This window comes from Rhizobium metallidurans (genome assembly GCF_014196505.1).
In the GTDB taxonomy this organism is placed as follows: Bacteria; Pseudomonadota; Alphaproteobacteria; order Rhizobiales; family Rhizobiaceae; genus Rhizobium; species Rhizobium metallidurans.
On sequence record NZ_JACIDW010000024.1, the window covers coordinates 16,923 to 37,955 of the forward strand.

Consider the following 21,033-nt stretch of genomic DNA (forward strand, 5'->3'; position numbering starts at 1 on the left):
TTGTGGCGACGCCGAGCGTCGCTTTTACCTTCGCATCAATTGAGAGAGCAAAGTTCCGCGCAGCGATTGCCGCGCGGAAGCCCCTCCCCCTTGTGGGGAGGGGTTGGGGAGGGGTTTTCGCCCCACCCTCCAATCACATATGGATCGGCTTGAAGAACGCCGCCAGCGCCGCTTCCTTCACGCCTTCCGACATGGTCGGGTGCGCGTGGCAGGTGCGGCCGAGGTCTTCGGCCGAGCCGCCGAATTCCATCAGCACGGCGATCTCGTGGATCATTTCGCCGGCGCCGAAGCCGACGATATGCCCGCCGAGAACCCGATCGGTGGTCTTGTCAGACAGGATCTTCACGAAACCGTCCGTCGTCAGCATCGCGCGCGCGCGGCCGTTGGCCGTGAACGGGAACTTGCCGACCTTGTAGGCGACGCCAGCCGCCTTCAGCTCTTCCTCGGTCTTGCCGACGGAGGCGACTTCGGGCTGCGTGTAGACGACGCTCGGAATGACGTCGTAGTTCACATGGCCATGCTGGCCGGCGAGGATTTCGGCAAGCGCCACGCCCTCGTCCTCGGCCTTGTGCGCCAGCATCGGGCCCTTCACCACGTCGCCGATCGCGTAGATGCCGGCAACATTGGTGCGGAAGTGACCGTCGATCTCGACGCGGCCGCGATTGTCGAGCGCAACACCCGCTTCCTCGAGACCGAGGCCGGCCGTGTAGGGAATGCGGCCGGTGGAGATCAGCACGACATCGGCTTCGACCGTCTGCGCGGCGCCGCCCGCGACCGGCTCGAAGGTCACCTTCGCGCCCTTGCCGCCCTTTTCGACGCCCGTCACCTTGGAGCTGAGATTGATCTCCATGCCCTGCTTGGCGAGCATCCGCTGGAACTGCTTGGAGACGTCGCCGTCCATCGCGCCGAGGATCTTGTCGAGATATTCGATGACTGTGACCTTGGCGCCGAGGCGCGACCAGACCGAGCCGAGCTCGAGGCCGATGACGCCACCGCCGACGACGATCATCGTCTCGGGCACCTTGTCGAGCGCGATCGCGCCGGTCGAGGAAACGATCACCTTCTCGTCGATATCGACCTTGACGCCGGGGATGCCGGCGACGTCGGAGCCGGTGGCGATGACGATGTTCTTGCCTTCGATCTCCTGGACCTTGCCGTCCTCGGCCGTAACCGAGACCTTACCTGCGGAGACGATCTTGCCGGTGCCGATGAAGCTGTCGATCTTGTTCTTCTTGAACAGGAAGGCGACGCCTTCAACGTTCGACTTCACCGTGAGGTCCTTGTGCGCCATCATCTTGTCGAGGTTCAGCTTCGGCGCCGCGACCTCGATGCCGAGCGCGTCCATGCCGTGGCCGGCCTGATGGAACATTTCAGACGCGTGCAGCAGCGCCTTGGAGGGAATGCAGCCGACATTGAGGCAGGTGCCGCCGAAGCTCGCGCGCTTTTCGACGACGGCGACCTTGAGGCCGAGCTGGGCCGCCTTGATGGCGCCGACATAGCCGCCAGGGCCGGTTCCGATAACGATCACATCATAGGACATTGTTGTTTTTCCCTTTCGTTATTTGTTTCGTCCGCCGCGCCGAGGAGCGCGAGACGGAAGCCGAGGCCGACCACGCGGCACCGGGAATGCGGTTGAACTCGTGGACCCGATCATCGGCCGCCACTCACGTTGAGGATCGCGCCGGTCACATAGGATGCGTCCTTGGACAAGAGGTAGAGCACCGCGTCGGCGATCTCGTCGGCCGTGCCGGCGCGCTGCATCGGAATGCTCGGCGCCATCTGGCGCGCCCGGTCGGGCAGGCCGCCGGAGGCGTGGATCTCGGTGTCGATGACGCCTGGCCGCACGGCGTTGACGCGCACGCCCTCGGTCGCCACTTCGCGGGCAAGGCCGATGGTGAAGGTGTCGATCGCGGCCTTGGAGGCGGCGTAGTCGACATATTGCGAGGGCGAGCCGAGGATCGCCGCCATCGACGAGATATTGACGATCGCCCCGCCCTTGCCGCCATGCCTGGTCGACATGCGACGCACGGCCTCGGCCGCGCAGAGAATCGAGCCGGTGATGTTGATGCGCATCATCCGCTCGATGCGCGCGACCGACATCTCGTCGACGCGCGCGGGCGCATCGACGATGCCGGCATTGTTGGCGAGCCCGTCCAGCCGGCCGAAATGCCGGTCGACGGCTTCGAACATCGCGGTGACGTCGCCGGCCTCGCCGACATCGCCCTTGATCGCGACGGCGTCACCGCCGCCGGCCTTGATCCTGGCCACGATATCGTCGACCGCCTCATTGTTGGCGGCATAGTTCACGGCGACGCGCCAGCCGCGCGCGGCCGCAAGCAGGCTGATCGCGGCGCCGATGCCGCGGCTGCCGCCGGTCACGAGAAGCACGGGTTGGTCGCTCATGACGCACATTCCTTGAAATCGAGAACGGCGGAGGGCGCATCCGACGCCTTACCCTTGCCCCGGACCGACACGGCGCGGAAGGCCGCTCCGAACGCATCCGCCCGCGCTGCCGGATGGCCGGGAGCGGGCGCGATATTCGACGGACGGAAGGCGGGATTCAGCGACATCAGGTGTTCCGGTGCTGAGGCGAAAAGGGCCGCTCGCGCGGCCCTGTCGGTCTCTTAGAGATCGAGAACGAGGCGCTCCGGATCTTCCAGGCTTTCCTTGACGCGCACGAGGAAGGTAACCGCTTCCTTGCCGTCGACGATACGGTGATCGTAGGAGAGCGCGAGATACATCATCGGGCGGATGACGATCTGGCCGCCGACGACGACGGGACGATCCTGGATCTTGTGCATGCCGAGAATGCCCGACTGCGGCGCGTTCAGGATCGGCGAGGACATCAGCGAACCGTAGACGCCGCCATTGGTGATGGTGAAGGTGCCACCCTGCATGTCCGCCATCGACAGCGAACCGTCGCGAGCCGACTTGGCGAGACGGCCGAGGTCCTTCTCGATCTCGGCGATCGACATCTGGTCGGCATCGCGGATGATCGGAACGACCAGGCCCTTGTCGGTGCCGACGGCCATGCCGACGTGGCAGTAGTTCTTGTAGATGATGTCGGTGCCGTCGATCTCGGCGTTGACGGCGGGCAGTTCCTTAAGCGCGTGGGTGACGGCCTTGGTGAAGAAGCCCATGAAGCCGAGCTTCACGCCGTGCTTCTTTTCGAACACGTCCTTGTACTTGGCGCGCAGCGCCATCACGGCGCTCATGTCCACCTCGTTGTAGGTGGTGAGCATGGCGGCGGTGTTCTGCGCGTCCTTCAGGCGCTTGGCGATCGTCTGGCGCAGGCGCGTCATCTTCACGCGCTCTTCGCGGCCGGCATCCTCGACCGTCGACGGGCCGCGCGCGGCGGCGGGGGCCGCAGGAGCAGCAGCGGCGGGAGCCGCGATGCCCTTGGCGACGGCGGCGATGACGTCGCCCTTCAGAACCTGGCCACGCTTGCCGGAACCATCGACCTGATCGGCCGAAAGGTTGTTTTCAGCGAGCATCTTCGACGCGGCCGGTGCCGGCGGCATCGAGGAAGCGGCAGCGGCAACCGGTGCGGCAGCAGCAGGAGCCGGCTCGGCGGCCTTGGCGGGGGCGGCAGCGGCAGCCGGAGCGGCGGCAGCGGCACCAGCGCCGGCGGAGATCTGGCCGAGCAGCGCGTCGAGACCGACGGTTTCGCCGGCCTGCGCGACGATTTCGGAGAGTACGCCGGCAGCCGGTGCCGGAACTTCGATGGTCACCTTGTCGGTTTCAAGCTCCACCAGCGGCTCGTCGGCCTTGACGACATCGCCGACCTTCTTGAACCAGGTACCGACGGTTGCCTCGCTGACGGATTCACCGAGAGTTGGAACGCGGATTTCTGTGGCCATTGTTCAAATCCTGAATTTTGATCTTTGTGATATGGGACGGCGTCGCGGCGCAGACGGCCGATATGAATTAATGCGGAGAGGAAGCGCTGGCGCTCCCTCCCCGATCTCATTCTCGTCAGCCGCCGAGCGCGTCCTCGAGGAACGCGGCGAGCTGTGCCAGATGCTTGGACATCAGGCCGGTTGCGGGCGATGCCGCGGCCGGACGTCCGGTGTAGCGAACGCGCTGGTACTTCGCATCGATATGGGCAAGCACCCATTCCAGATACGGGTCGATGAACGACCATGCGCCCATGTTCTTCGGCTCTTCCTGGCACCAGACCATTTCCGCGTTGCGGAAGCGGGAGAGCTCGTTGATGAGCGCCTTGGCCGGGAACGGATAGAGCTGTTCGACGCGCAGCAGGTAGACATCGTCGATCCCGCGCTTCTCGCGCTCTTCCAGCAGGTCGTAGTAGACCTTGCCGGTGCAGAGCACGACGCGGCGGATCTTGGCGTCCTTCTGCAGCTTGATCGGGCCGTCCTTGATGACCTCGGCATCGTCCCAGAGCAGACGGTGGAACGAGGTCTCGCCGGCCATTTCGGCCAGGCCCGATACGGCGCGCTTGTGGCGCAGCAGCGACTTCGGCGTCATCAGGATCAGCGGCTTGCGGAAGTCGCGCTTCACCTGGCGGCGCAGGATGTGGAAGTAGTTCGCCGGCGTCGTGACGTTGGCGACCTGCATGTTGTCTTCCGCGCAAAGCTGCAGGAAGCGCTCGAGGCGGGCCGACGAGTGTTCCGGACCCTGGCCTTCATAACCGTGCGGCAGCAGGCAGACGAGGCCGGACATGCGCAGCCACTTGCGTTCGCCCGACGAGATGAACTGGTCGAACACGACCTGCGCACCGTTGGCGAAGTCGCCGAACTGGGCTTCCCAGAGCGTCAGCGCGTTCGGGCGGGCCAGCGAGTAGCCGTATTCGAAGCCGAGAACGGCTTCTTCCGACAGCATCGAGTTGATCACTTCGTAGCGTGCCTGGGTCGCCGACAGGTTGGCGAGCGGGATATAGCGCTCTTCCGTTTCCTGATCGTAGAGAACCGAGTGACGCTGCGAGAAGGTGCCGCGTTCGCAATCCTGGCCGGAGAGACGGATCTTGTGACCTTCGGTGACGAGACCGCCGAACGCCAGCGCTTCCGCCGTCGCCCAGTCGATGCCCTCGCCGGTCGTGATCATGTTCGAACGGTTTTCCATGAAGCGCTGGATCGTGCGGTGCGCATGGAAGCCTTCCGGGATCTCGGACAGCTTGCGGCCGATTTCCTTCAGCTGCTTCATCGGCACGGCGGTCTTGCCGCGACGCTGCTCGTCGGCATTGTCTGCCGTGCGCAAGCCCGACCACTCGCCGTCAAGCCAGTCGGCCTTGTTCGGCTTGTAGCTCTGGCCGGCCTCGAACTCCTGCTCGAGATGGGCGCGCCAGTCGGCCTTCATCTTCTCGACTTCGCCCTCGCTCAGCACGCCCTCGGAAACGAGACGCTCGCTGTAGAGCTGCAGAACGCTCTTGTGGGCACGGATGACCTTGTACATCTTCGGCTGCGTGAAGGACGGCTCGTCGCCTTCGTTGTGGCCGTAGCGGCGGTAGCAGAACATGTCGAGGACGACAGGCTTGTGGAACTTCATGCGAAATTCCATGGCAACCTTGGCGCCGTAGACGACGGCTTCCGGATCGTCGCCGTTGACGTGCAGGATCGGCGCCTCGATCATCTTGGCGACGTCGGACGGATAGGGCGACGAACGCGAGAAGGCCGGGTTCGTGGTGAAGCCGATCTGGTTGTTGATGATGACGTGCATCGTGCCGGCGACGCGGTGACCGCGCAGACCGGAAAGGCCGAGGATTTCGGCAATCACGCCCTGGCCGGCGAAAGCGGCGTCGCCGTGGATGAGCAGTGGCAGAACCTTGGCGCGTTCCGACAAGGGAATGATGTCGCCGTCCCAGACCGTGGCGCTCATGTCCTGCTTGGCGCGGGCCTTGCCCATGACGACGGGGTCGACGATTTCAAGGTGCGACGGGTTGGCCGTCAGCGACACGTGAACCTTGTTGCCGTCGAACTCGCGGTCCGAGGAGGCGCCGAGGTGGTACTTCACGTCGCCGGAACCTTCGACTTCGTCAGGCGCGTAGGAGCCGCCCTTGAACTCGTGGAAGATGGCGCGGTGCGGCTTGCCCATGACCTGGGAGAGCACGTTCAGGCGGCCGCGATGGGCCATGCCGAACACGGCTTCCTTGAGGCCGAGATGGCCGCCGCGCTTCAGGATCTGCTCGAGCGCCGGGATCAGCGATTCACCGCCGTCGAGGCCGAAACGCTTGGTGCCCTTGAACTTGACGTCGAGGAACTGCTCGTAGCCTTCGGCTTCGATGATCTTCGACAGGATTGCCTTCTTGCCTTCGGCGGTGAAGGCGACGCCCTTGTCCGGACCTTCGATCCGTTCCTGGATCCAGGCCTTTTCCTCAGGGTTCGAAATGTGCATGAACTCGACGCCGATCGTCGAGCAGTAGGTGCGCTCGAGGATCTCGATCATCTCGCGAACGGTGGCGTATTCCAGGCCGAGCACGTTGTCGATGAAGATCTTGCGGTCGTAGTCGGCTTCGGAGAAACCGTAGTTTTCCGGCGACAGCTCCTTGTAGTCTTCAACAGGTGCAGCGATGCCGAGCGGGTCGAGCTTGGCGTGCAGGTGGCCGCGCATCCGGTAGGCGCGGATCATCATGATGGCGCGCACGCTGTCGCGCGTCGCCTGCAGGATGTCGGCGCCTTCGGTCGGCTTGCCGGCTGCTTCGGCCTTGGCCTTGACCTTGGTCTCGACGACCTTCTCGATCACGCCCCAGTCGCCGTCGAGCGCCGAGACGAGGTCTCCGCTCGCCTGCAGCGGCCAGTTCTTCTTGCGCCAGGATGCGCCCTTGGCGGCCCGCTTCACATCATCGGGATTGTCTTCCAGCGCCTTGAAGAAGGCGCGCCATTCCTCGTTGACCGATGCCGGATCGTCTTCGTAGCGCGCATAGAGCTGCTCGATGTAAGCAGCGTTGGCGCCATCCAGGAACGAGGTGATCTGAAACTGCTCGTTGGCTTCTTGCCGTGCCATGGTGTTACGCGGACGCTTCCGCCCGCCTCCCGACTCTTGTGATTTTGCCGGTCCCATCGACCGGCTGCCGCATCTTGTGTCCAGCCGCCTGTCCGCGGCTCGTCTCGTGGTCGAAACCGGGCAGGAGTTTCCCCCTGCCCGGGCATATATGTCGGATCAGCCCTTGAGGACTTCAACCAGCGTCTTGCCGAGGCGTGCCGGCGAAGGCGAAACCTTGATGCCGGCTGCTTCCATGGCGGCGATCTTGGATTCCGCATCGCCCTTGCCGCCGGAAACGACAGCGCCGGCGTGGCCCATGGTGCGGCCCTTCGGCGCAGTACGGCCCGCGATGAAGCCGGCCATCGGCTTCTTGCGGCCCTTCTTGGCTTCGTCGATCAGGAACTGCGCCGCGTCTTCTTCAGCCGAGCCGCCGATTTCGCCGATCATGATGATCGAGGTCGTGGCTTCGTCGGCCAGGAACATCTCGAGCACGTCGATGAACTCGGTGCCCTTGACCGGGTCGCCGCCGATGCCGACAGCCGTCGTCTGGCCGAGGCCTTCGTTGGATGTCTGGAACACGGCTTCGTAGGTCAGCGTGCCGGAGCGCGAAACGATACCGACCGAACCCTTGCGGAAGATCGAGCCCGGCATGATGCCGATCTTGCATTCTTCCGGCGTCAGGACGCCCGGGCAGTTCGGGCCGAGCAGGCGCGACTTCGACTTGTCGAGCTTGGCCTTGACGCGCACCATGTCCATGACCGGGATACCCTCGGTGATGCAGGTGATGAACGGGACTTCGGCTTCGATCGCTTCGATGATCGCATCCGCGGCGCCTGCCGGCGGAACGTAGATCACGGTCGCATCGGCGCCGGTGCGCTCCTTGGCTTCGGCAACCGAAGCGAAGATCGGCAGTGCCGTGCCATCGACGCCCGACGACCAGGTTTCGCCACCCTTCTTCGGGTGGATACCGCCGACCATCTTGGTGCCGTAATAGGCGAGCGCCTGTTCGGTGTGGAACGTGCCGGTCTTGCCGGTCAGGCCCTGAACGAGGATCTTGGTGTCTTTATTGACGAGAATAGACATGTATCAGGTTCCTCAGATTAGGCTTTGATCGCCGCGACGATCTTCTTCGCCGCGTCATCGAGATCGTCGGCGGCGGTGATCGCCAGACCGGACTCGTTGAGGATCTTCTTGCCGAGCTCGACATTGGTGCCTTCGAGGCGGACGACGAGCGGAACCTTCAGACCGACTTCCTGCACGGCCGCGACAACGCCTTCGGCGATGACGTCGCAGCGCATGATGCCGCCGAAGATGTTGACGAGGATGCCCTCGACCTTCGGGTCGGCGGTGATGATCTTGAAGGCAGCCGCGACCTTCTCCTTGCCGGCGCCACCGCCGACGTCGCAGAAGTTAGCCGGCTCCTTGCCGTAGAGCTTGATGATGTCCATCGTCGCCATGGCGAGACCGGCGCCGTTGACCATGCAGCCGATGTTGCCGTCGAGGGCGACATAGGCGAGGTCCCACTTGGAGGCTTCGATTTCCTTGGCGTCTTCCTCGGTCTCGTCGCGCAGCGCCTTGACGTCGTCGTGACGGAACAGGGCGTTGCCGTCGAAGGACATCTTGGCGTCGAGAACGCGCAGATGACCGTCCTTCATGACGATCAGCGGGTTGACTTCGAGAAGCGCCATGTCCTTTTCGCCGAACGCCTTGTAGAGCGCCGGGAACAGCGACTTGGCGTCTTCCGCGGCGGCACCCGAGAGCTCGAGAGCCTTGACGATCTTGGCGACGTCGTCACCGGTCACGCCGGTTTGCGGGTCGATGGCGATCGTGTGGATCTTCTCGGGCGTGTCGTGGGCGACAGCCTCGATATCCATGCCGCCTTCGGTCGAAACCACGAAGGCAACCTGACCGACCGAACGGTCGACCAGCAGCGAGCAGTAAAGTTCGCGGTCGATATCGGCGCCATCTTCGATGTAGAGGCGGTTGACCTGCTTGCCGGCGTCGCCCGTCTGCGCCGTCACCAGCGTGTTGCCGAGCATTTCCTTGGCGTGAGCGACGACTTCGTCGATCGACTTGGCGAGGCGAACGCCGCCCTTGGCGTCGGGGCCGAGTTCCTTGAACTTGCCCTTGCCGCGGCCGCCGGCGTGGATCTGGCTCTTGACCACGTAGAGCGGGCCCGGCAGCGACTTGGCGGCCGCTTCGGCTTCCTCGACCTTGAGTATCGGCACGCCCTTGGCGACCGGCGCACCGTAGCCCTTCAAGAGAGCCTTGGCCTGATATTCATGAATGTTCATGGGTGTATTCCTGTCTGGATTGCGTCAGCGGCCGGTCGGCTTACTTCAGCGACGGCGCGATGTTGATGCAGGCTTCGCACAGGCCGGCGACAGCGCCGACGGACTTGTCGAAGGCTTCCTTTTCGGCCTTGTTCAGGTCGATCTCGATGATGCGCTCGACGCCGCCTGCACCGATGACGGTGGGAACGCCGACATACATGTCCTTGACGCCGTACTGACCGGAGAGCTGCGCCGCGCAAGGCAGGACGCGCTTCTTGTCCTTGAGGTAGGATTCGGCCATTTCGATCGCCGAGGCGGCCGGTGCGTAGTAGGCCGAGCCGGTCTTCAGGAGACCGACGATTTCGGCGCCGCCGTCACGGGTGCGCTGGATGATTTCCTCGAGGCGCTCCTTGGTGACCCAGCCCATGGTGACGAGGTCGGTGAGCGGGATGCCGGCAACGGTGGAGTAACGCGCGAGCGGCACCATCGTGTCGCCGTGGCCGCCCAGAACGAACGCGGTGACGTCCTGTACGGAAACGTTGAATTCCTTGGAGAGGAACAGGCGGAAGCGCGAGCTGTCCAGAACGCCGGCCATGCCGACGACCTTGTTGGCCGGAAGGCCGGAGAACTTCTGCAGCGCCCAGACCATGGCGTCGAGCGGGTTGGTGATGCAGATCACGAAGGCGTTCGGGGCATACTTCTTGATGCCGGCGCCGACCTGTTCCATGACCTTGAGGTTGATGCCGAGCAGGTCGTCGCGGCTCATGCCCGGCTTGCGGGCGACGCCGGCGGTAACGATGCAGACATCGGCGCCTTCGATCGCGGAATAGTCGCTGGCACCGGTCATGTTGGCGTCGAAGCCTTCGACCGGCGAGGACTGCGCGATGTCGAGGCCCTTACCCTGCGGGATGCCGTCGGCGATATCGAAGAGAACGATGTCACCCAGCTCCTTGAGCCCGGCGAGATGCGCCAGCGTGCCACCAATCATGCCAGAACCAATGAGAGCGATTTTGTTACGCGCCATTTCGGTGTTTCCTTTGCGACCAAAATTCGTCGGGCGACGCACTAAGGGGCAGCGCCCAATTGCCGCAATCGCATAGACCCTGAGACCAAAAATGGCAACCTATTATTTTTGGTGAAGGAATTTCAATCGTTTAGAAGGCAAAAAGCTTACGTAAACGTAAGATTTTTTGTCATCAAACTGCTACTCGGCGGCGCGCTTCTCGTGATGCAAAGCCAGATATTCCGCGCTCCGCATCTCGAACAGCCGGGACGCCGTGCGGTCGAACTCGAAACCTTCGGTACCACGCGCCTGTGTCAGCAAGTTTTCAGGCATCGCCGCCGCCGAGATATAGAGCCTCACCGCATGGTCGTAGAGCGTATCGACCAGAATGATGAAGCGCTTCGTCTGGTTCCGTTTCTCGGGTCCGAGCAGGGGAACGTGATCGACAAATATGGCATCAAAGCGTTCGGAGATGGCAAGGAAGTCGGCCGCACCCAGAGGCTTGTCGCAGAGATCGGCGAAACTGAAGCGCGCCAGCCGGTCGACGGCGAGCGGCACATGGATCGAGCGCCCCTTCATCGGGAGCTCGATCGGATGCGCCTTGCGCCCGTGCAGCGCCTGGTTCCAGGCGGCGTCCATGGCCATGTCGGCATGGCGGTCGAGGGGCGTGATATAGACGGGCAGGCTGTCGATCTTCTCCATCCGGTAATCCGTCGGAGAATCCAGCGTCACGGTCTCGACGTGCTTGTCGAGGAGATCGATGAACGGCAGGAACAGACCACGGTTGAGACCATCGCGATAGAGATTGACGGGCTCGACGTTGGAGGTGGCGACCAGCACGCAGCCGCGACCGAACAGGTCGGAAAACAGCCGCGACAGGATCATCGCATCGGCGATATCGGTCACGGTGAATTCGTCGAAGCACAGAAGCTCGGCTTCATCATAGAGCGCAGCGCCAACGACCGGGATCGGATCGGCCTGCTTGGTCTCGCCGTTCTTCAGCCGCAGCCGGTGGGCGGCGATGCGGTTGTGCACGTCGGCCATGAATTCATGGAAATGCGCCCGCCTTTTCTTCGAAGAGGGCGCCATCTCGAAGAACATGTCCATCAGCATGGTCTTGCCGCGACCGACGCTGCCGTGGATGTAGAGCCCCTTGACCTTGTCGGAGGGCTTCTTCTTGGCCGCGAACAGCCAGCCGAGCGCGCTCGACTTTGAAGCCGGACGCTTCTGCTTGAGCTCCGACAGCACCCGATCCAGGCATTTGGCCACGTGCATCTGCGCGGGGTCGAGTTGAAGCGAGCCCGAAGCCGTCAGCGACTTCAATTGTTCGCTGACGCTCAAGCTGTAGTCTGGCATCGGTTGCATTGAAAAAATCCGCCTGGAGAAGATAGGCGGAGCGAGCCGCCGGCTCGCTTATCGGCTGAGCGCGATCGGCTGGCCGCTGTTGGTCTGGCCGCTGAAGGCGTTGTCGGCGGTCTTGTAGACGCTGCCGATCTGGTTGCCGTTGCGGTCCTTGAGCAGGACCTGCTTGCCCGACACTTCCCAGGAGCCCATCGCCGTGAGTTCGCCCACGCAGCCGCGCGTGCCGCCGCGCGAACCGCTGCCGAGGTTGGTGAGCGTCAGGAACATGTCGCAGGAGCCGTTGACCCGCCAGCTTCCAACCAGCGATTCCTTGGTGACGTCGAGGCCGCCGCCGTTCGGCGCCATCGCCCCGCCCTGCACGCCGCCCATCGGCGCCGTCGATGCCGGAGCGGCCGGAAACTGCGAGGAACCACCGGGAGGAGGCAACTGGCCACCCTGCACCTGAGGCACGGGCTGTGCCGTCAAGGGCGCCGGTGCCGCATTGTAATTGGTGTCGTTATAGGCCGTACGCTGGCAACCGGCGAGTGACAGAACAACCGCCATACCTGTCATCGCATATCGCAACTGCATCTGAATGCTCCCGAATGTCCGCTTTGTCGCTAAAAATAGTAATTAGCTTATTTTCGAATGAACGTGTTTCACTTTGGTTAATCAAGCCGTAATGGCCGTGAATTGCCTGACGGAGCTAGGCCTGCGACAGCGCAATTCAACCTTTACGGCTGAGAACTTCCTGAAGATAGAATTTGTCAGCAAGGTGATGAGCTGCTGTTTCTCCTGGAAATGCTGTCGCCTGTTTCACGGTTGAACGAGGATCATATCGCACCCGTGGGCATCGGCGGCCCCACATGGGCCGCCGGATGGATGGCGTCGCGTCAGACCCGGCGCTCGACCATCATCTTCTTGATTTCGGCGATCGCCTTGGCCGGGTTCAGACCTTTCGGGCAGGTCTGCGCGCAGTTCATGATCGTGTGGCAGCGATAGAGGCGGAACGGATCCTCGAGGTTGTCGAGGCGCTCACCCTTGGCTTCGTCGCGGCTATCGATCAGCCAGCGATAGGCCTGCAGCAGCACGGCCGGACCGAGATACCGGTCGCCGTTCCACCAGTAGCTCGGACAGGAGGTCGAGCAGCAGGCGCACAGAATGCACTCGTAGAGGCCGTCGAGCTTCTGGCGGTCTTCGTGGCTCTGCTTCCACTCCGTTGCCGGCGCCGGCGACACCGTCTTCAGCCAGGGCTCGATCGAGCGGTGCTGGGCGTAGAAGTTGGTGAGGTCGGGCACCAGGTCCTTGACGACGGGCATGTGCGGCAGCGGATAGATCTTCACCGAGCCCTTGATGTCGTCGAGGCCCTTGGTGCAGGCCAGCGTATTCGTGCCGTCGATGTTCATCGCGCAGGAACCGCAGATGCCCTCGCGACAGGAACGGCGCAGCGTCAGCGTCGGGTCGATCTTGTTCTTGATGTAGAGCAGACCGTCGAGCACCATCGGGCCGCAATCGTCGACGTCGATGTAGAACGTGTCGATCGAAGGATTCTGGCCATCGTCAGGGCTCCAGCGATAGACGCGAAATTCGCGTGTATTGGTGGCGCCGGCCGGCTTTGGCCACACCTTGCCTTCGCGTATCTGGGAGTTCTTGGGAAGTGCGAGTTCAACCATGTTTGTTTTCCTGTGCAGAGGCGAACAGCGCGTGCGCCGTTTCGAGAGTCCGTATCCGGTCACCCTCGCCGGCAGCATGTGCCTTGGTTAGAAATTTCATGTCGGACGTCACGAGATAGCTGTCGTCCGTCGAGAGCGTTGCCGCGAGATACATGCAGTCATAAACAGAGTGATCAAGCTTCCGTGAAAGGTCGAAAGCTTGCCGACAAAGCGCCTTCGAGGGCAGGACCTCGTCGATGCTCTCGTCCAGCGTCGTCAATCCATCGACTGCCTGCTGCGCGGTGATCTGACCAAGCCGCACCTTGCGCTGCAGGACATTGGCGACTTCCGCGAAAATGAGATCCGGAGCAACTCTCCGCATCGAATTGCCAAGCAGAAAATCGGCGTCGATATGCTCCGGCTCGGGCACGAACCATGCGATCGCGGCCGATGCATCGACAACGTAGATCAACGATCCCGGTCCTCTCGCAACATCTCCACGGCGGACGTCTGCCTGACGCCTTTCGGCGTCATGGCACGAATTCTGGCAGCAATCGCCGGCAGATCCTCGCGTCTGGGACGAGCCGGCACCGCTGCCTGCAGCAGCGCCTCCACCTCTTCCTCGACGGAGCGGTTGTTCAGCCGCGCCCGATCGGAAATACGCGTCAGCAGCGCTTCATCAGCGATCTTGATCTGCATTTCACCCATGGCAGTGTCTCCGGCAACGATCCTTTTGCCTATTCTCTCACATTCCCCATCAGTAAACACGCGCCTTGGGCGCGATCTTCTGCGGGTCGATACCCTCCGCGATCAGCTCGGTATGCACGGGGCGGTAGTCGAGCTTGACGTCGCCGGCGTCGTTGACCCAGGCCAGCGTGTGCTTGCGCCAGTTGACGTCGTCGCGGCCGGCAAATGCGCCTTCCGTGTAGTCCTCGCGGGCGTGCGAACCACGGCTCTCCTTGCGCGCTTCGGCGCCGTAGATCGTCGTGATGGCGTTGGCCATCAGGTTCTGCAGCTCGAGCGTCTCGACGAGGTCGGAGTTCCACACCATCGAGCGGTCGGTGACCTTGATGTCGCGCATTTCCTGCCAGATGGCCGAGATGCGCTTGCAGCCCGATTCCAGCGATTCCTGCGTACGGAACACGGCGGCGTCTTCCTGCATGGCGCGCTGCATCTTCTCGCGAAGATTGGCAGTCGGCGTAGAGCCGGATGCGTGACGCAGGCCGTCGAAGCGGTCCATGATCTTGTCGCAGGCGGCGACGTTGAGATGCGGCACCGGCGCCGCGCGGTCGATGACTTCACCGGCGCGGATGGCGGCGGCGCGGCCGAAGACCACGAGGTCGATCAGCGAGTTGGAGCCGAGGCGGTTTGCCCCGTGCACCGAGGCGCAGCCGGCTTCGCCGACGGCCATCAGGCCCGGAATGATCCGCTCGGGGTTGGAGCTGTCGGCATTCAGCACCTCGCCCCAGTAGTTCGTCGGAATGCCGCCCATGTTGTAGTGAACGGTCGGCAGGACCGGGATCGGCTCGCGCGTCACGTCGACGCCGGCGAAGATCTTGGCGCTCTCGGAAATCCCCGGCAGGCGCTCGTGCAGAACGGCCGGATCGAGGTGGTCGAGATGCAGGAAGATGTGGTCCTTGTTCTTGCCGACGCCGCGGCCTTCGCGGATCTCCAGCGTCATGCAGCGCGAAACCACGTCGCGCGAGGCAAGGTCCTTGGCCGACGGTGCATAGCGCTCCATGAAGCGCTCGCCCTCGGAGTTGACGAGGTAGCCGCCTTCGCCGCGCGCGCCCTCGGTGATCAGACAGCCGGAGCCGTAGATGCCGGTCGGGTGGAACTGCACGAACTCCATGTCCTGGAGCGGCAGGCCGGCGCGGGCAACCATGCCGCCGCCGTCGCCGGTGCAGGTATGCGCCGAGGTGGCCGAGAAATAGGCGCGGCCGTAGCCGCCGGTCGCCAGCACCACCATCTTGGCGGCGAAGCGATGGATCGTGCCGTCGTCGAGGCACCAGGCGACGACGCCGGTGCAGCGGCTGCCGTCATCCGACATGATCAGGTCGAGCGCGAAATACTCGATGAAGAATTCGGCGTTGTGGCGCAGCGACTGGCCGTAGAGTGTGTGCAGGATGGCGTGGCCGGTACGGTCGGCGACGGCGCAGGTGCGCTGCACCGGCGGGCCTTCACCGTAGTTCTGCATGTGGCCGCCGAACGGGCGCTGGTAGATCTTGCCTTCCTCGTTGCGCGAGAAGGGAACGCCGTAATGCTCGAGCTCATAGACCGCCTTCGGCGCTTCCATGGTCAGATACTGCATGGCGTCGACGTCGCCGAGCCAGTCGGAGCCCTTGACGGTATCGTAGAGGTGCCACTGCCAGCTGTCGGGCGTCATGTTGCGCAGCGATGCCGCGATGCCGCCCTGCGCCGCCACCGTGTGGCTGCGCGTCGGGAACACCTTGGTGATGCAGGCGGTCTTGAAGCCCTGCTCGGCCATGCCGAGCGTGGCGCGCAGGCCCGCGCCGCCGGCGCCGACGACGATCACGTCATAGGAGTGATCGATATACTTGTAGGCTTTCCCGTTCTGAGCGGGGCCATTCTGAGCGGATGAATTCGATGCCATGATATCAATTATCCTACGAAGGCGATCTTCAGAATGGCGAAGAGACAGAGCCCCGCCATCAGGATCGAAAAGAAGGTGTTGAGCATCACGAGCGCGATCTTGGTGACTTCATGGTGCACGTAGTCTTCGATGATGACCTGCATGCCGAGCTTCATGTGGATGACGCCCGACACGACCATCAGGCCCATGACGACGGCGACGAACGGGTTCGACAGCGCGCGAACCACGTCCGCATAGGGCTGGCCGGCATAGACGATCATGAAGATGATGAAGAAGAGGAAGAGCGGCACGTTGGCGACGGCCGTCAGGCGCTGGCGCCAGAAATGCTCGGTGCCGTCCTTGGCCGAACCGAGGCCGCGAACCTTACCCAAGGGGGTACGCATATCCATGTGATCAACCTTTAGAAGCGAATGATGAAGCCGATCACCCAGACCAGCAAGGTCAGACAGAGCGAGGCGACGATGTTGGCGATGGCGAGCCTGGTGGAGAATTCCTTCCCGAAACCGTGACCGAGGTCCCACATGAAGTGGCGGAAGCCGCCGAGCATGTGGTGGATCAGCGCCCAGGTATAGCCGAGCAGCACGAGCTTGCCGATGATGCTGCCAAGCACCCAGTTGGCCCAGTCATAGGCGCCGAGGCCGGTTGCGGCCGCGACCAGCCACCAGGCGACCAGCAGCGTGCCGACATAGAGCGCCCCACCGGTGATACGGTGGACAATCGACATGACCATGGTGGGGATTGGTTTATAAATCTGCAAATGCGGCGACAGGGGCCGATTGTTTGTCACGTTCGCCATCAGAACCTCGCGGCGGTCTTTCTGCGCCTCCCGGGATCCGGAAAGCATCCAAGCAACCACACGAAGGTCACAAAGCTGTGCGTGCGTTGCATCATTGGCGACGTTTAATCACGGAAACACCTAACGACAAGTATAATTGACGCACCCGGGGAATTTAATCGATTTGCGTCTTGACGTCGCAGTTGACATAGGCAAGCGCGCCCGAGCCGCTACCCTTTGCGGATGAGTTTTCAAGCTTTTGTGGACAAGCCGGCGCTTTTGGCGCATTTTCGCGTTAACACTTTGTTAAGAGTTCCGTTTCCGGAGACCGGCGCGATGTTGAACACACCCTCGAAACTCGTTTCGCTCGCCGCGGCGGTGCTGATCGCGCTGCCCGCCACGGCCGGCGATTTCGGCGGCAATCCCTCCCCGCGCCCGCACAATCGGGGCTATGATCGCGGCATGGCACAGGGCGTCGTCGGGCATGGCGGCGGCATCGGCCGTCGCGACATCGCAAACGGCGTCGCATCCGGCTCGCTGGTGATCCGCCATCGCGGCACCTCCGTCGTCGGCGATTACGGCGGCTGGGGCAACGGCCCGCGCCGGATAGCCGGCGGCTATGATGGCTTCCGTCCAAAGCCGGGCCGCGGCCGCTTCATCCAGCGCTTCTCCTCGGCCTCGTCCAACGTCGCGCGCAACAACATCGTCATCATCGACCGGCGCGGCGAGGCGCGTGCGCCATCGGGCACCTATGCCGGCTCGTCCTACGCCTACGGCGCGGATGGCGGCACCTATGTCGGCGGCTACGGCTATTCGGGCTATGGATACCAGCCGGCAACCAGGCTGGCGCCGATGGCCAAGGTGATCAACATCCGCAATGCCAGGAACCCCTGCTCCTACGAACAGGGCGTCTGCGTCATCCGCCCCTGATGGATCCCATCAGCCGTTGAAGCGCCAGACCGTGGTCTTCTTGACCTCGCTGTCCTCGAGCGCCCGCGTCACCGGCACCGCGTAGACCGCGCAGGCGGCAAGTCTCTCCTTCGGCAGATAGGCCCGCCCGGGGTCGCCGACCAGAACCGTCACGCCATCGGCCGCCAGCCGCTCGAACCAGGGCACCAGCGCCATGGCGAAGTCGCGATCATAGAACACGTCGCCGGCAAGCAGCACATCGGCATCGATCTCGGAGCCGATCAGGTTGTCACCCGTGAAAGCGATCTCGACCCCGTTAAGCTCGGCATTGAGCGCCACCGCCGTCCTGGTCCACGGATCGATATCGGCGGCGAGTACCTCGCTTGCGCCCGCCATCCGCGCCGCGATCGCCACCAGCCCGGAGCCGCTGGCGAAATCGACGACGCGCTTGCCATCCACCATATCGGGATGATCGAGCACATAGCGCGCCAGACCCTGCCCGCCCGCCCAGGCGAATGCCCAGAACGGCGGTGGCAGGCCGATCTCGGCGAGCTCCTCTTCCGTCTTCAGCCACAACTCATGCGCTTCGCTCGCCAGATTGAGCCGGATTTCCGGCACATGCGGCGGCGTCATCGGGCTGGTATTGTCGCGGATGAAGAGCGCGGGGTCGGTCTTCACGGGAGATCAGCGCGGCGGGTTGTCGAGCCCGCCCATGCGGCAGACCTCGGCCCATTCCTCGTCGGTCACCGGCTGCACGGAAAGCCGCATCGACGTCACCAGCGACATCTTCGACAGCTTCTCGCTCGCCTTCACATCCTTCAGCGTCACCGGCTTCGGCATGTCGCGGACAGCGCGGATATCGACGCAGTCCCACTTGGGGTCGCCCTTGGCGGTCGAATCGGGATGCGACAGCGCGCAGACCTCGACGATGCCGACGATCTCCAGCCCGTCATTGGAGTGGTAGAAGAAGCCCTTGTCGCCGATCTGCATCGCCCGCATGTTGTTGCGCGCCAAATAATTGCGAACGCCGGTCCACTCCGTGCCCTTGTCGCCCGCAGCCTTCTGCTGCTCCCAGGACCATGCGGACGGTTCGGATTTGTAAAGCCAGTGCGCCACTTGAATTAAGCCTCCGGCTTGTTGAAGACCCAGTTGAAGGGCTTCACCTCGACGCTCTCGAACAGGCCAGCCCTAGCATAGGGATCGGCATTGGCGATTTCGGTTGCCGCCTCGATGCTCTCGGCCTCGACGATCACGAGGCTGCCGCAGGGCTTGCCCTCGGCATCGAGAAACGGACCGGCCATCTTCAGCGTGCCGGCGTCGTTGAGCGCGTTGAGATGTTCCAGATGCGTCGGCCGCGTCTCCATGCGGACATCGAGGTGGCCAGGCTTATCCTTGCAGACAAAGGCGAAAAGCATGCGGGTTCTCCTATTCGGTCGTGATCGGACGTGTCATCAGCCGGTCGATGGCATCGGCAATGCCGAGCTTGCCCTCGATGATATCGGACACCGCGTCGGTAACGGGCATGTCGATATCAAGCGCTTTGGCGAGCCGCGACACGACGGCGGCGGCGAACGCTCCCTCGACGAGCTCGCCATGCGCGGGGTCACGCGTCTCGCCGCGCCCGAGCGCGATGCCGAAACGCAGGTTGCGCGACTGATGGCTGGTGGCGGTCAAGACGAGATCGCCGAGCCCCGACAGACCCGGTACCGTATCCGCCTGCCCGCCCTTGGCGACGACGAAGCGCGACATCTCGGCCAGCCCGCGCGCGATCAGCGCCGCCCGCGCCGAATCGCCGATGCCGGCGCCCTCGACGATGCCGCAGGCAATCGCCAGCACGTTCTTCAGGGCGCCGCCCAGCTGCACGCCGATCCTGTCGGACGACGGATAGAGCCGGAAGGTCCGCCCGGAGATCGCCTGCGCCAACCGCTCGGCGGTCTCGCCGTTTTCGGCGGCGACCACCATCGCGGTCGGCAGGCCCTTGGCGATATCGGCCGCGAAACCCGGCCCCGACAGCACCGCGATCGCATGTCCCGGCAGCGCCTTGGCCAGCATGTCGGTCAACAAATTGCCCGTGGTCTTCTCGATCCCCTTGGCGCAGGTGACGACAACGGCATCCTTAGCCAGGTAAGGTTCATACTGCCGCGCCGCATCGGCCTGCGCCTGCGAGGGCATGGCGAAGAGCACGATGCCGGCATCGGTGATCGCATCGGGCTGTGAAGAAAATTGCAGCGTCTCGGGCAGCGGAATTCCGGGAAGCGCCGCGTCGTGCAGGTGCTCGGCGGCGAGATCGGCCATCAGGGCGGGATCGCGGCCGATCAGCGTCACCTTGTGCCGCCCCGCCAGCGCGATGACGGCGGCGAGCGCCGTTCCGAAGGCGCCGGCGCCGATGACGGCGATGGTTTCGCTTTCCGCGCTCATGCCTTTGCTCCCCGCTTGCCGAAGCCAAGCAACGTCTCGGCGCTCGAATCGAGCGGCCAGCGCGAGCGCGGCTGCACGTCGAGATCATCGGGCGCAACGCCCGTCGCCATCCGCTCCAGCCCGGCCCAGGCGATCATGACGGCGTTGTCGGTGCACAGATGCAGCGGCGGCGCCACGAAGCGGAAACGGTTCTTGTCGCACAGCGCCTGCAGCGTGCCGCGCACGACGAGGTTGGCGGCAACGCCGCCCGCCACGACAAGCGCCGGCTGTTCGACATCGGGATAGAGCGCCTTGAACCGCTCCAGCCCGCGCCCGATCCTGTCCTTCAGCGTCCGTGACACGGCATCCTGGAACGAGGCGCAGATATCGGCCACATCCTGGTCGGTCAGCGGCGCGATCTCGGTCGCCGCCTGCCGCACGGCGGTCTTCAGGCCGGAGAAGGAGAAGTTGAGCTTGGCCTCGCCGACCAGCGGCCGCGGAAACTTGAAACGCTGAGGATTGCCCGACTTCGCCGCCCGCTCGACGGCCGGCCCGCCCGGATAGGGCAGGCTGAGCAGCTTCGCCGTCTTGTCGAAGGCCTCGCCCAACGCGTCGTCGATCGTTGTGCCCCAGCGCTCGTACTCGCCGACCCCGCGCACCAGGATCAGCTGCGTATGCCCGCCGGACACGAGCAGCATCAGGTAGGGAAAGGAAAGCCCGTCCGTCAGCCGCGCCGTCAGCGCATGGCCCTCGAGATGGTTGACGGCGTAGAGCGGCTTGCCGGAGGCCTTGGCGATCGCCTTGCCGGTCATCAGCCCGACCAGGAGCCCGCCGATCAGCCCCGGACCCGATGTCGCGGCGATGGCGTCGATGTCGGACAGCGACACATTGGCGCGTTTCAAAGCCTCGTCGATCAGCGTATCCAGCGCCTCGACATGGGCGCGGGCCGCGATTTCTGGCACCACGCCGCCATAGGCGCTATGCTCTTCGAGCTGGCTCAGCACCACGTCGGAACGCACGGTCGGCACGCCCTCGGCATCCCGCTCGACAACGGCGGCGGCGGTTTCGTCGCAGCTTGTTTCGATGCCGAGGATGCGCAGAATGGGAGCCATGGAGCCTGATCGTTGATT

General features: G+C 63.8%; 22 protein-coding genes. 1 reads left to right on the forward strand and 21 read right to left on the reverse strand.

Features of this window, described 5'->3' with window-relative positions; all coding sequences use genetic code 11:
* Positions 1-133: 133 nt before the first annotated feature.
* The 16 genes from lpdA to sdhC all read right to left on the reverse strand — a co-directional run bounded on the left by lpdA (position 134) and on the right by sdhC (position 16,618).
* Positions 134-1,540: a dihydrolipoyl dehydrogenase gene (gene lpdA / locus GGQ67_RS22380; protein WP_183902339.1), complete on the reverse strand. Its 1,407-nt coding sequence runs from the start codon at positions 1,538-1,540 to the stop codon at positions 134-136.
* A 110-nt stretch (positions 1,541-1,650) separates the two neighbouring features.
* Positions 1,651-2,403, reverse strand: a complete 753-nt coding sequence (locus tag GGQ67_RS22385) for an SDR family oxidoreductase (RefSeq protein ID WP_183902340.1) — start codon at positions 2,401-2,403, stop codon at positions 1,651-1,653.
* Positions 2,400-2,570 (reverse strand): hypothetical protein, encoded by a 171-nt coding sequence (locus GGQ67_RS22390; protein WP_183902341.1) that lies wholly within the window; start codon positions 2,568-2,570, stop codon positions 2,400-2,402. Before GGQ67_RS22390 ends, GGQ67_RS22385 begins: the two co-directional genes overlap by 4 nt.
* Before the next feature lie 54 nt (positions 2,571-2,624).
* Positions 2,625-3,860: a 2-oxoglutarate dehydrogenase complex dihydrolipoyllysine-residue succinyltransferase gene (odhB, locus tag GGQ67_RS22395; RefSeq protein ID WP_183902342.1), complete on the reverse strand. Its 1,236-nt coding sequence runs from the start codon at positions 3,858-3,860 to the stop codon at positions 2,625-2,627.
* Positions 3,861-3,975: 115 nt separating this feature from the next.
* Entirely contained in the window at positions 3,976-6,960 is a 2,985-nt protein-coding gene (locus GGQ67_RS22400) for a 2-oxoglutarate dehydrogenase E1 component (RefSeq protein ID WP_183902343.1), read from the reverse strand.
* 156 nt (positions 6,961-7,116) lie between these two features.
* Positions 7,117-8,022 carry a succinate--CoA ligase subunit alpha gene (gene sucD, locus GGQ67_RS22405; RefSeq protein ID WP_183902344.1) on the reverse strand — a complete coding sequence of 302 codons (906 nt, stop codon included), beginning with the start codon at positions 8,020-8,022 and terminating at the stop codon, positions 7,117-7,119.
* A 17-nt stretch (positions 8,023-8,039) separates the two neighbouring features.
* Positions 8,040-9,233 carry an ADP-forming succinate--CoA ligase subunit beta gene (gene sucC, locus GGQ67_RS22410; protein WP_183902345.1) on the reverse strand — a complete coding sequence of 398 codons (1,194 nt, stop codon included), beginning with the start codon at positions 9,231-9,233 and terminating at the stop codon, positions 8,040-8,042.
* 40 nt (positions 9,234-9,273) lie between these two features.
* Entirely contained in the window at positions 9,274-10,236 is a 963-nt protein-coding gene (mdh, locus tag GGQ67_RS22415; RefSeq protein WP_183902346.1) for a malate dehydrogenase, read from the reverse strand.
* Positions 10,237-10,416: 180 nt separating this feature from the next.
* A complete protein-coding gene (gene zapE, locus GGQ67_RS22420; protein ID WP_183902347.1) occupies positions 10,417-11,580 on the reverse strand; it encodes a cell division protein ZapE in 1,164 nt (387 codons plus the stop codon).
* Positions 11,581-11,628: 48 nt separating this feature from the next.
* Complete coding sequence (locus tag GGQ67_RS22425) at positions 11,629-12,147, reverse strand: protease inhibitor Inh/omp19 family protein (protein ID WP_183902348.1); 519 nt, start codon at positions 12,145-12,147, stop codon at positions 11,629-11,631.
* Between the two features lie 302 nt (positions 12,148-12,449).
* Positions 12,450-13,229: a succinate dehydrogenase iron-sulfur subunit gene (locus GGQ67_RS22430; protein ID WP_018902314.1), complete on the reverse strand. Its 780-nt coding sequence runs from the start codon at positions 13,227-13,229 to the stop codon at positions 12,450-12,452.
* Positions 13,222-13,680 carry a type II toxin-antitoxin system VapC family toxin gene (locus GGQ67_RS22435; RefSeq protein ID WP_183902349.1) on the reverse strand — a complete coding sequence of 153 codons (459 nt, stop codon included), beginning with the start codon at positions 13,678-13,680 and terminating at the stop codon, positions 13,222-13,224. Before GGQ67_RS22435 ends, GGQ67_RS22430 begins: the two co-directional genes overlap by 8 nt.
* A complete protein-coding gene (locus tag GGQ67_RS22440) occupies positions 13,677-13,916 on the reverse strand; it encodes a hypothetical protein (RefSeq protein ID WP_183902350.1) in 240 nt (79 codons plus the stop codon). Before GGQ67_RS22440 ends, GGQ67_RS22435 begins: the two co-directional genes overlap by 4 nt.
* 49 nt (positions 13,917-13,965) lie before the next feature.
* On the reverse strand, positions 13,966-15,822 hold the full coding sequence (gene sdhA / locus GGQ67_RS22445) for a succinate dehydrogenase flavoprotein subunit (RefSeq protein WP_183902351.1): 1,857 nt from the start codon (positions 15,820-15,822) through the stop codon (positions 13,966-13,968).
* Between the two features lie 8 nt (positions 15,823-15,830).
* On the reverse strand, positions 15,831-16,211 hold the full coding sequence (gene sdhD / locus GGQ67_RS22450) for a succinate dehydrogenase, hydrophobic membrane anchor protein (protein WP_183902352.1): 381 nt from the start codon (positions 16,209-16,211) through the stop codon (positions 15,831-15,833).
* Between the two features lie 11 nt (positions 16,212-16,222).
* Positions 16,223-16,618 carry a succinate dehydrogenase, cytochrome b556 subunit gene (sdhC, locus tag GGQ67_RS22455; RefSeq protein ID WP_183902353.1) on the reverse strand — a complete coding sequence of 132 codons (396 nt, stop codon included), beginning with the start codon at positions 16,616-16,618 and terminating at the stop codon, positions 16,223-16,225.
* A gap of 315 nt (positions 16,619-16,933) precedes the next feature.
* Between sdhC and GGQ67_RS22460 the strand changes: the two genes are divergently transcribed.
* Complete coding sequence (locus GGQ67_RS22460; protein WP_183902354.1) at positions 16,934-17,527, forward strand: hypothetical protein; 594 nt, start codon at positions 16,934-16,936, stop codon at positions 17,525-17,527.
* A gap of 9 nt (positions 17,528-17,536) precedes the next feature.
* Here the strand turns inward: GGQ67_RS22460 and GGQ67_RS22465 are convergent, their stop codons facing one another.
* From GGQ67_RS22465 to tsaD, 5 genes are read right to left on the reverse strand one after another with little or no spacing between them, the layout of a single operon-like run.
* Positions 17,537-18,184: a 50S ribosomal protein L11 methyltransferase gene (locus GGQ67_RS22465; RefSeq protein ID WP_183902355.1), complete on the reverse strand. Its 648-nt coding sequence runs from the start codon at positions 18,182-18,184 to the stop codon at positions 17,537-17,539.
* Positions 18,185-18,190: 6 nt separating this feature from the next.
* Positions 18,191-18,622, reverse strand: coding sequence for an EVE domain-containing protein (locus GGQ67_RS22470; RefSeq protein WP_183902356.1), 432 nt, complete (start codon positions 18,620-18,622; stop codon positions 18,191-18,193).
* A 5-nt stretch (positions 18,623-18,627) separates the two neighbouring features.
* A complete protein-coding gene (locus GGQ67_RS22475) occupies positions 18,628-18,921 on the reverse strand; it encodes a YciI-like protein (protein WP_183902357.1) in 294 nt (97 codons plus the stop codon).
* 10 nt (positions 18,922-18,931) lie between these two features.
* Complete coding sequence (locus GGQ67_RS22480; RefSeq protein WP_183902358.1) at positions 18,932-19,924, reverse strand: NAD(P)H-dependent glycerol-3-phosphate dehydrogenase; 993 nt, start codon at positions 19,922-19,924, stop codon at positions 18,932-18,934.
* On the reverse strand, positions 19,921-21,015 hold the full coding sequence (gene tsaD, locus GGQ67_RS22485; protein WP_183902359.1) for a tRNA (adenosine(37)-N6)-threonylcarbamoyltransferase complex transferase subunit TsaD: 1,095 nt from the start codon (positions 21,013-21,015) through the stop codon (positions 19,921-19,923). Before tsaD ends, GGQ67_RS22480 begins: the two co-directional genes overlap by 4 nt.
* Positions 21,016-21,033: the final 18 nt, after the last annotated feature.

What these genes read in the sequence shown, in the direction of transcription:
- sdhA (WP_183902351.1), bottom strand. Translation starts at nt 15,822, where the DNA reads ATGGCATCGAATTCATCCGCTCAGAATGGCCCCGCTCAGAACGGGAAA.
- GGQ67_RS22480 (WP_183902358.1), bottom strand. Translation starts at nt 19,924, where the DNA reads ATGAGCGCGGAAAGCGAAACCATCGCCGTCATCGGCGCCGGCGCCTTC.
- tsaD (WP_183902359.1), bottom strand. Translation starts at nt 21,015, where the DNA reads ATGGCTCCCATTCTGCGCATCCTCGGCATCGAAACAAGCTGCGACGAA.
- GGQ67_RS22385 (WP_183902340.1), bottom strand. Translation starts at nt 2,403, where the DNA reads ATGAGCGACCAACCCGTGCTTCTCGTGACCGGCGGCAGCCGCGGCATC.
- GGQ67_RS22390 (WP_183902341.1), bottom strand. Translation starts at nt 2,570, where the DNA reads ATGTCGCTGAATCCCGCCTTCCGTCCGTCGAATATCGCGCCCGCTCCC.
- sdhC (WP_183902353.1), bottom strand. Translation starts at nt 16,618, where the DNA reads ATGGCGAACGTGACAAACAATCGGCCCCTGTCGCCGCATTTGCAGATT.
- GGQ67_RS22430 (WP_018902314.1), bottom strand. Translation starts at nt 13,229, where the DNA reads ATGGTTGAACTCGCACTTCCCAAGAACTCCCAGATACGCGAAGGCAAG.
- GGQ67_RS22460 (WP_183902354.1), top strand. Translation starts at nt 16,934, where the DNA reads ATGTTGAACACACCCTCGAAACTCGTTTCGCTCGCCGCGGCGGTGCTG.
- GGQ67_RS22475 (WP_183902357.1), bottom strand. Translation starts at nt 18,921, where the DNA reads ATGCTTTTCGCCTTTGTCTGCAAGGATAAGCCTGGCCACCTCGATGTC.
- odhB (WP_183902342.1), bottom strand. Translation starts at nt 3,860, where the DNA reads ATGGCCACAGAAATCCGCGTTCCAACTCTCGGTGAATCCGTCAGCGAG.
- GGQ67_RS22425 (WP_183902348.1), bottom strand. Translation starts at nt 12,147, where the DNA reads ATGCAGTTGCGATATGCGATGACAGGTATGGCGGTTGTTCTGTCACTC.
- zapE (WP_183902347.1), bottom strand. Translation starts at nt 11,580, where the DNA reads ATGCAACCGATGCCAGACTACAGCTTGAGCGTCAGCGAACAATTGAAG.
- GGQ67_RS22440 (WP_183902350.1), bottom strand. Translation starts at nt 13,916, where the DNA reads ATGGGTGAAATGCAGATCAAGATCGCTGATGAAGCGCTGCTGACGCGT.
- sdhD (WP_183902352.1), bottom strand. Translation starts at nt 16,211, where the DNA reads ATGGATATGCGTACCCCCTTGGGTAAGGTTCGCGGCCTCGGTTCGGCC.
- sucC (WP_183902345.1), bottom strand. Translation starts at nt 9,233, where the DNA reads ATGAACATTCATGAATATCAGGCCAAGGCTCTCTTGAAGGGCTACGGT.
- mdh (WP_183902346.1), bottom strand. Translation starts at nt 10,236, where the DNA reads ATGGCGCGTAACAAAATCGCTCTCATTGGTTCTGGCATGATTGGTGGC.
- GGQ67_RS22400 (WP_183902343.1), bottom strand. Translation starts at nt 6,960, where the DNA reads ATGGCACGGCAAGAAGCCAACGAGCAGTTTCAGATCACCTCGTTCCTG.
- lpdA (WP_183902339.1), bottom strand. Translation starts at nt 1,540, where the DNA reads ATGTCCTATGATGTGATCGTTATCGGAACCGGCCCTGGCGGCTATGTC.
- sucD (WP_183902344.1), bottom strand. Translation starts at nt 8,022, where the DNA reads ATGTCTATTCTCGTCAATAAAGACACCAAGATCCTCGTTCAGGGCCTG.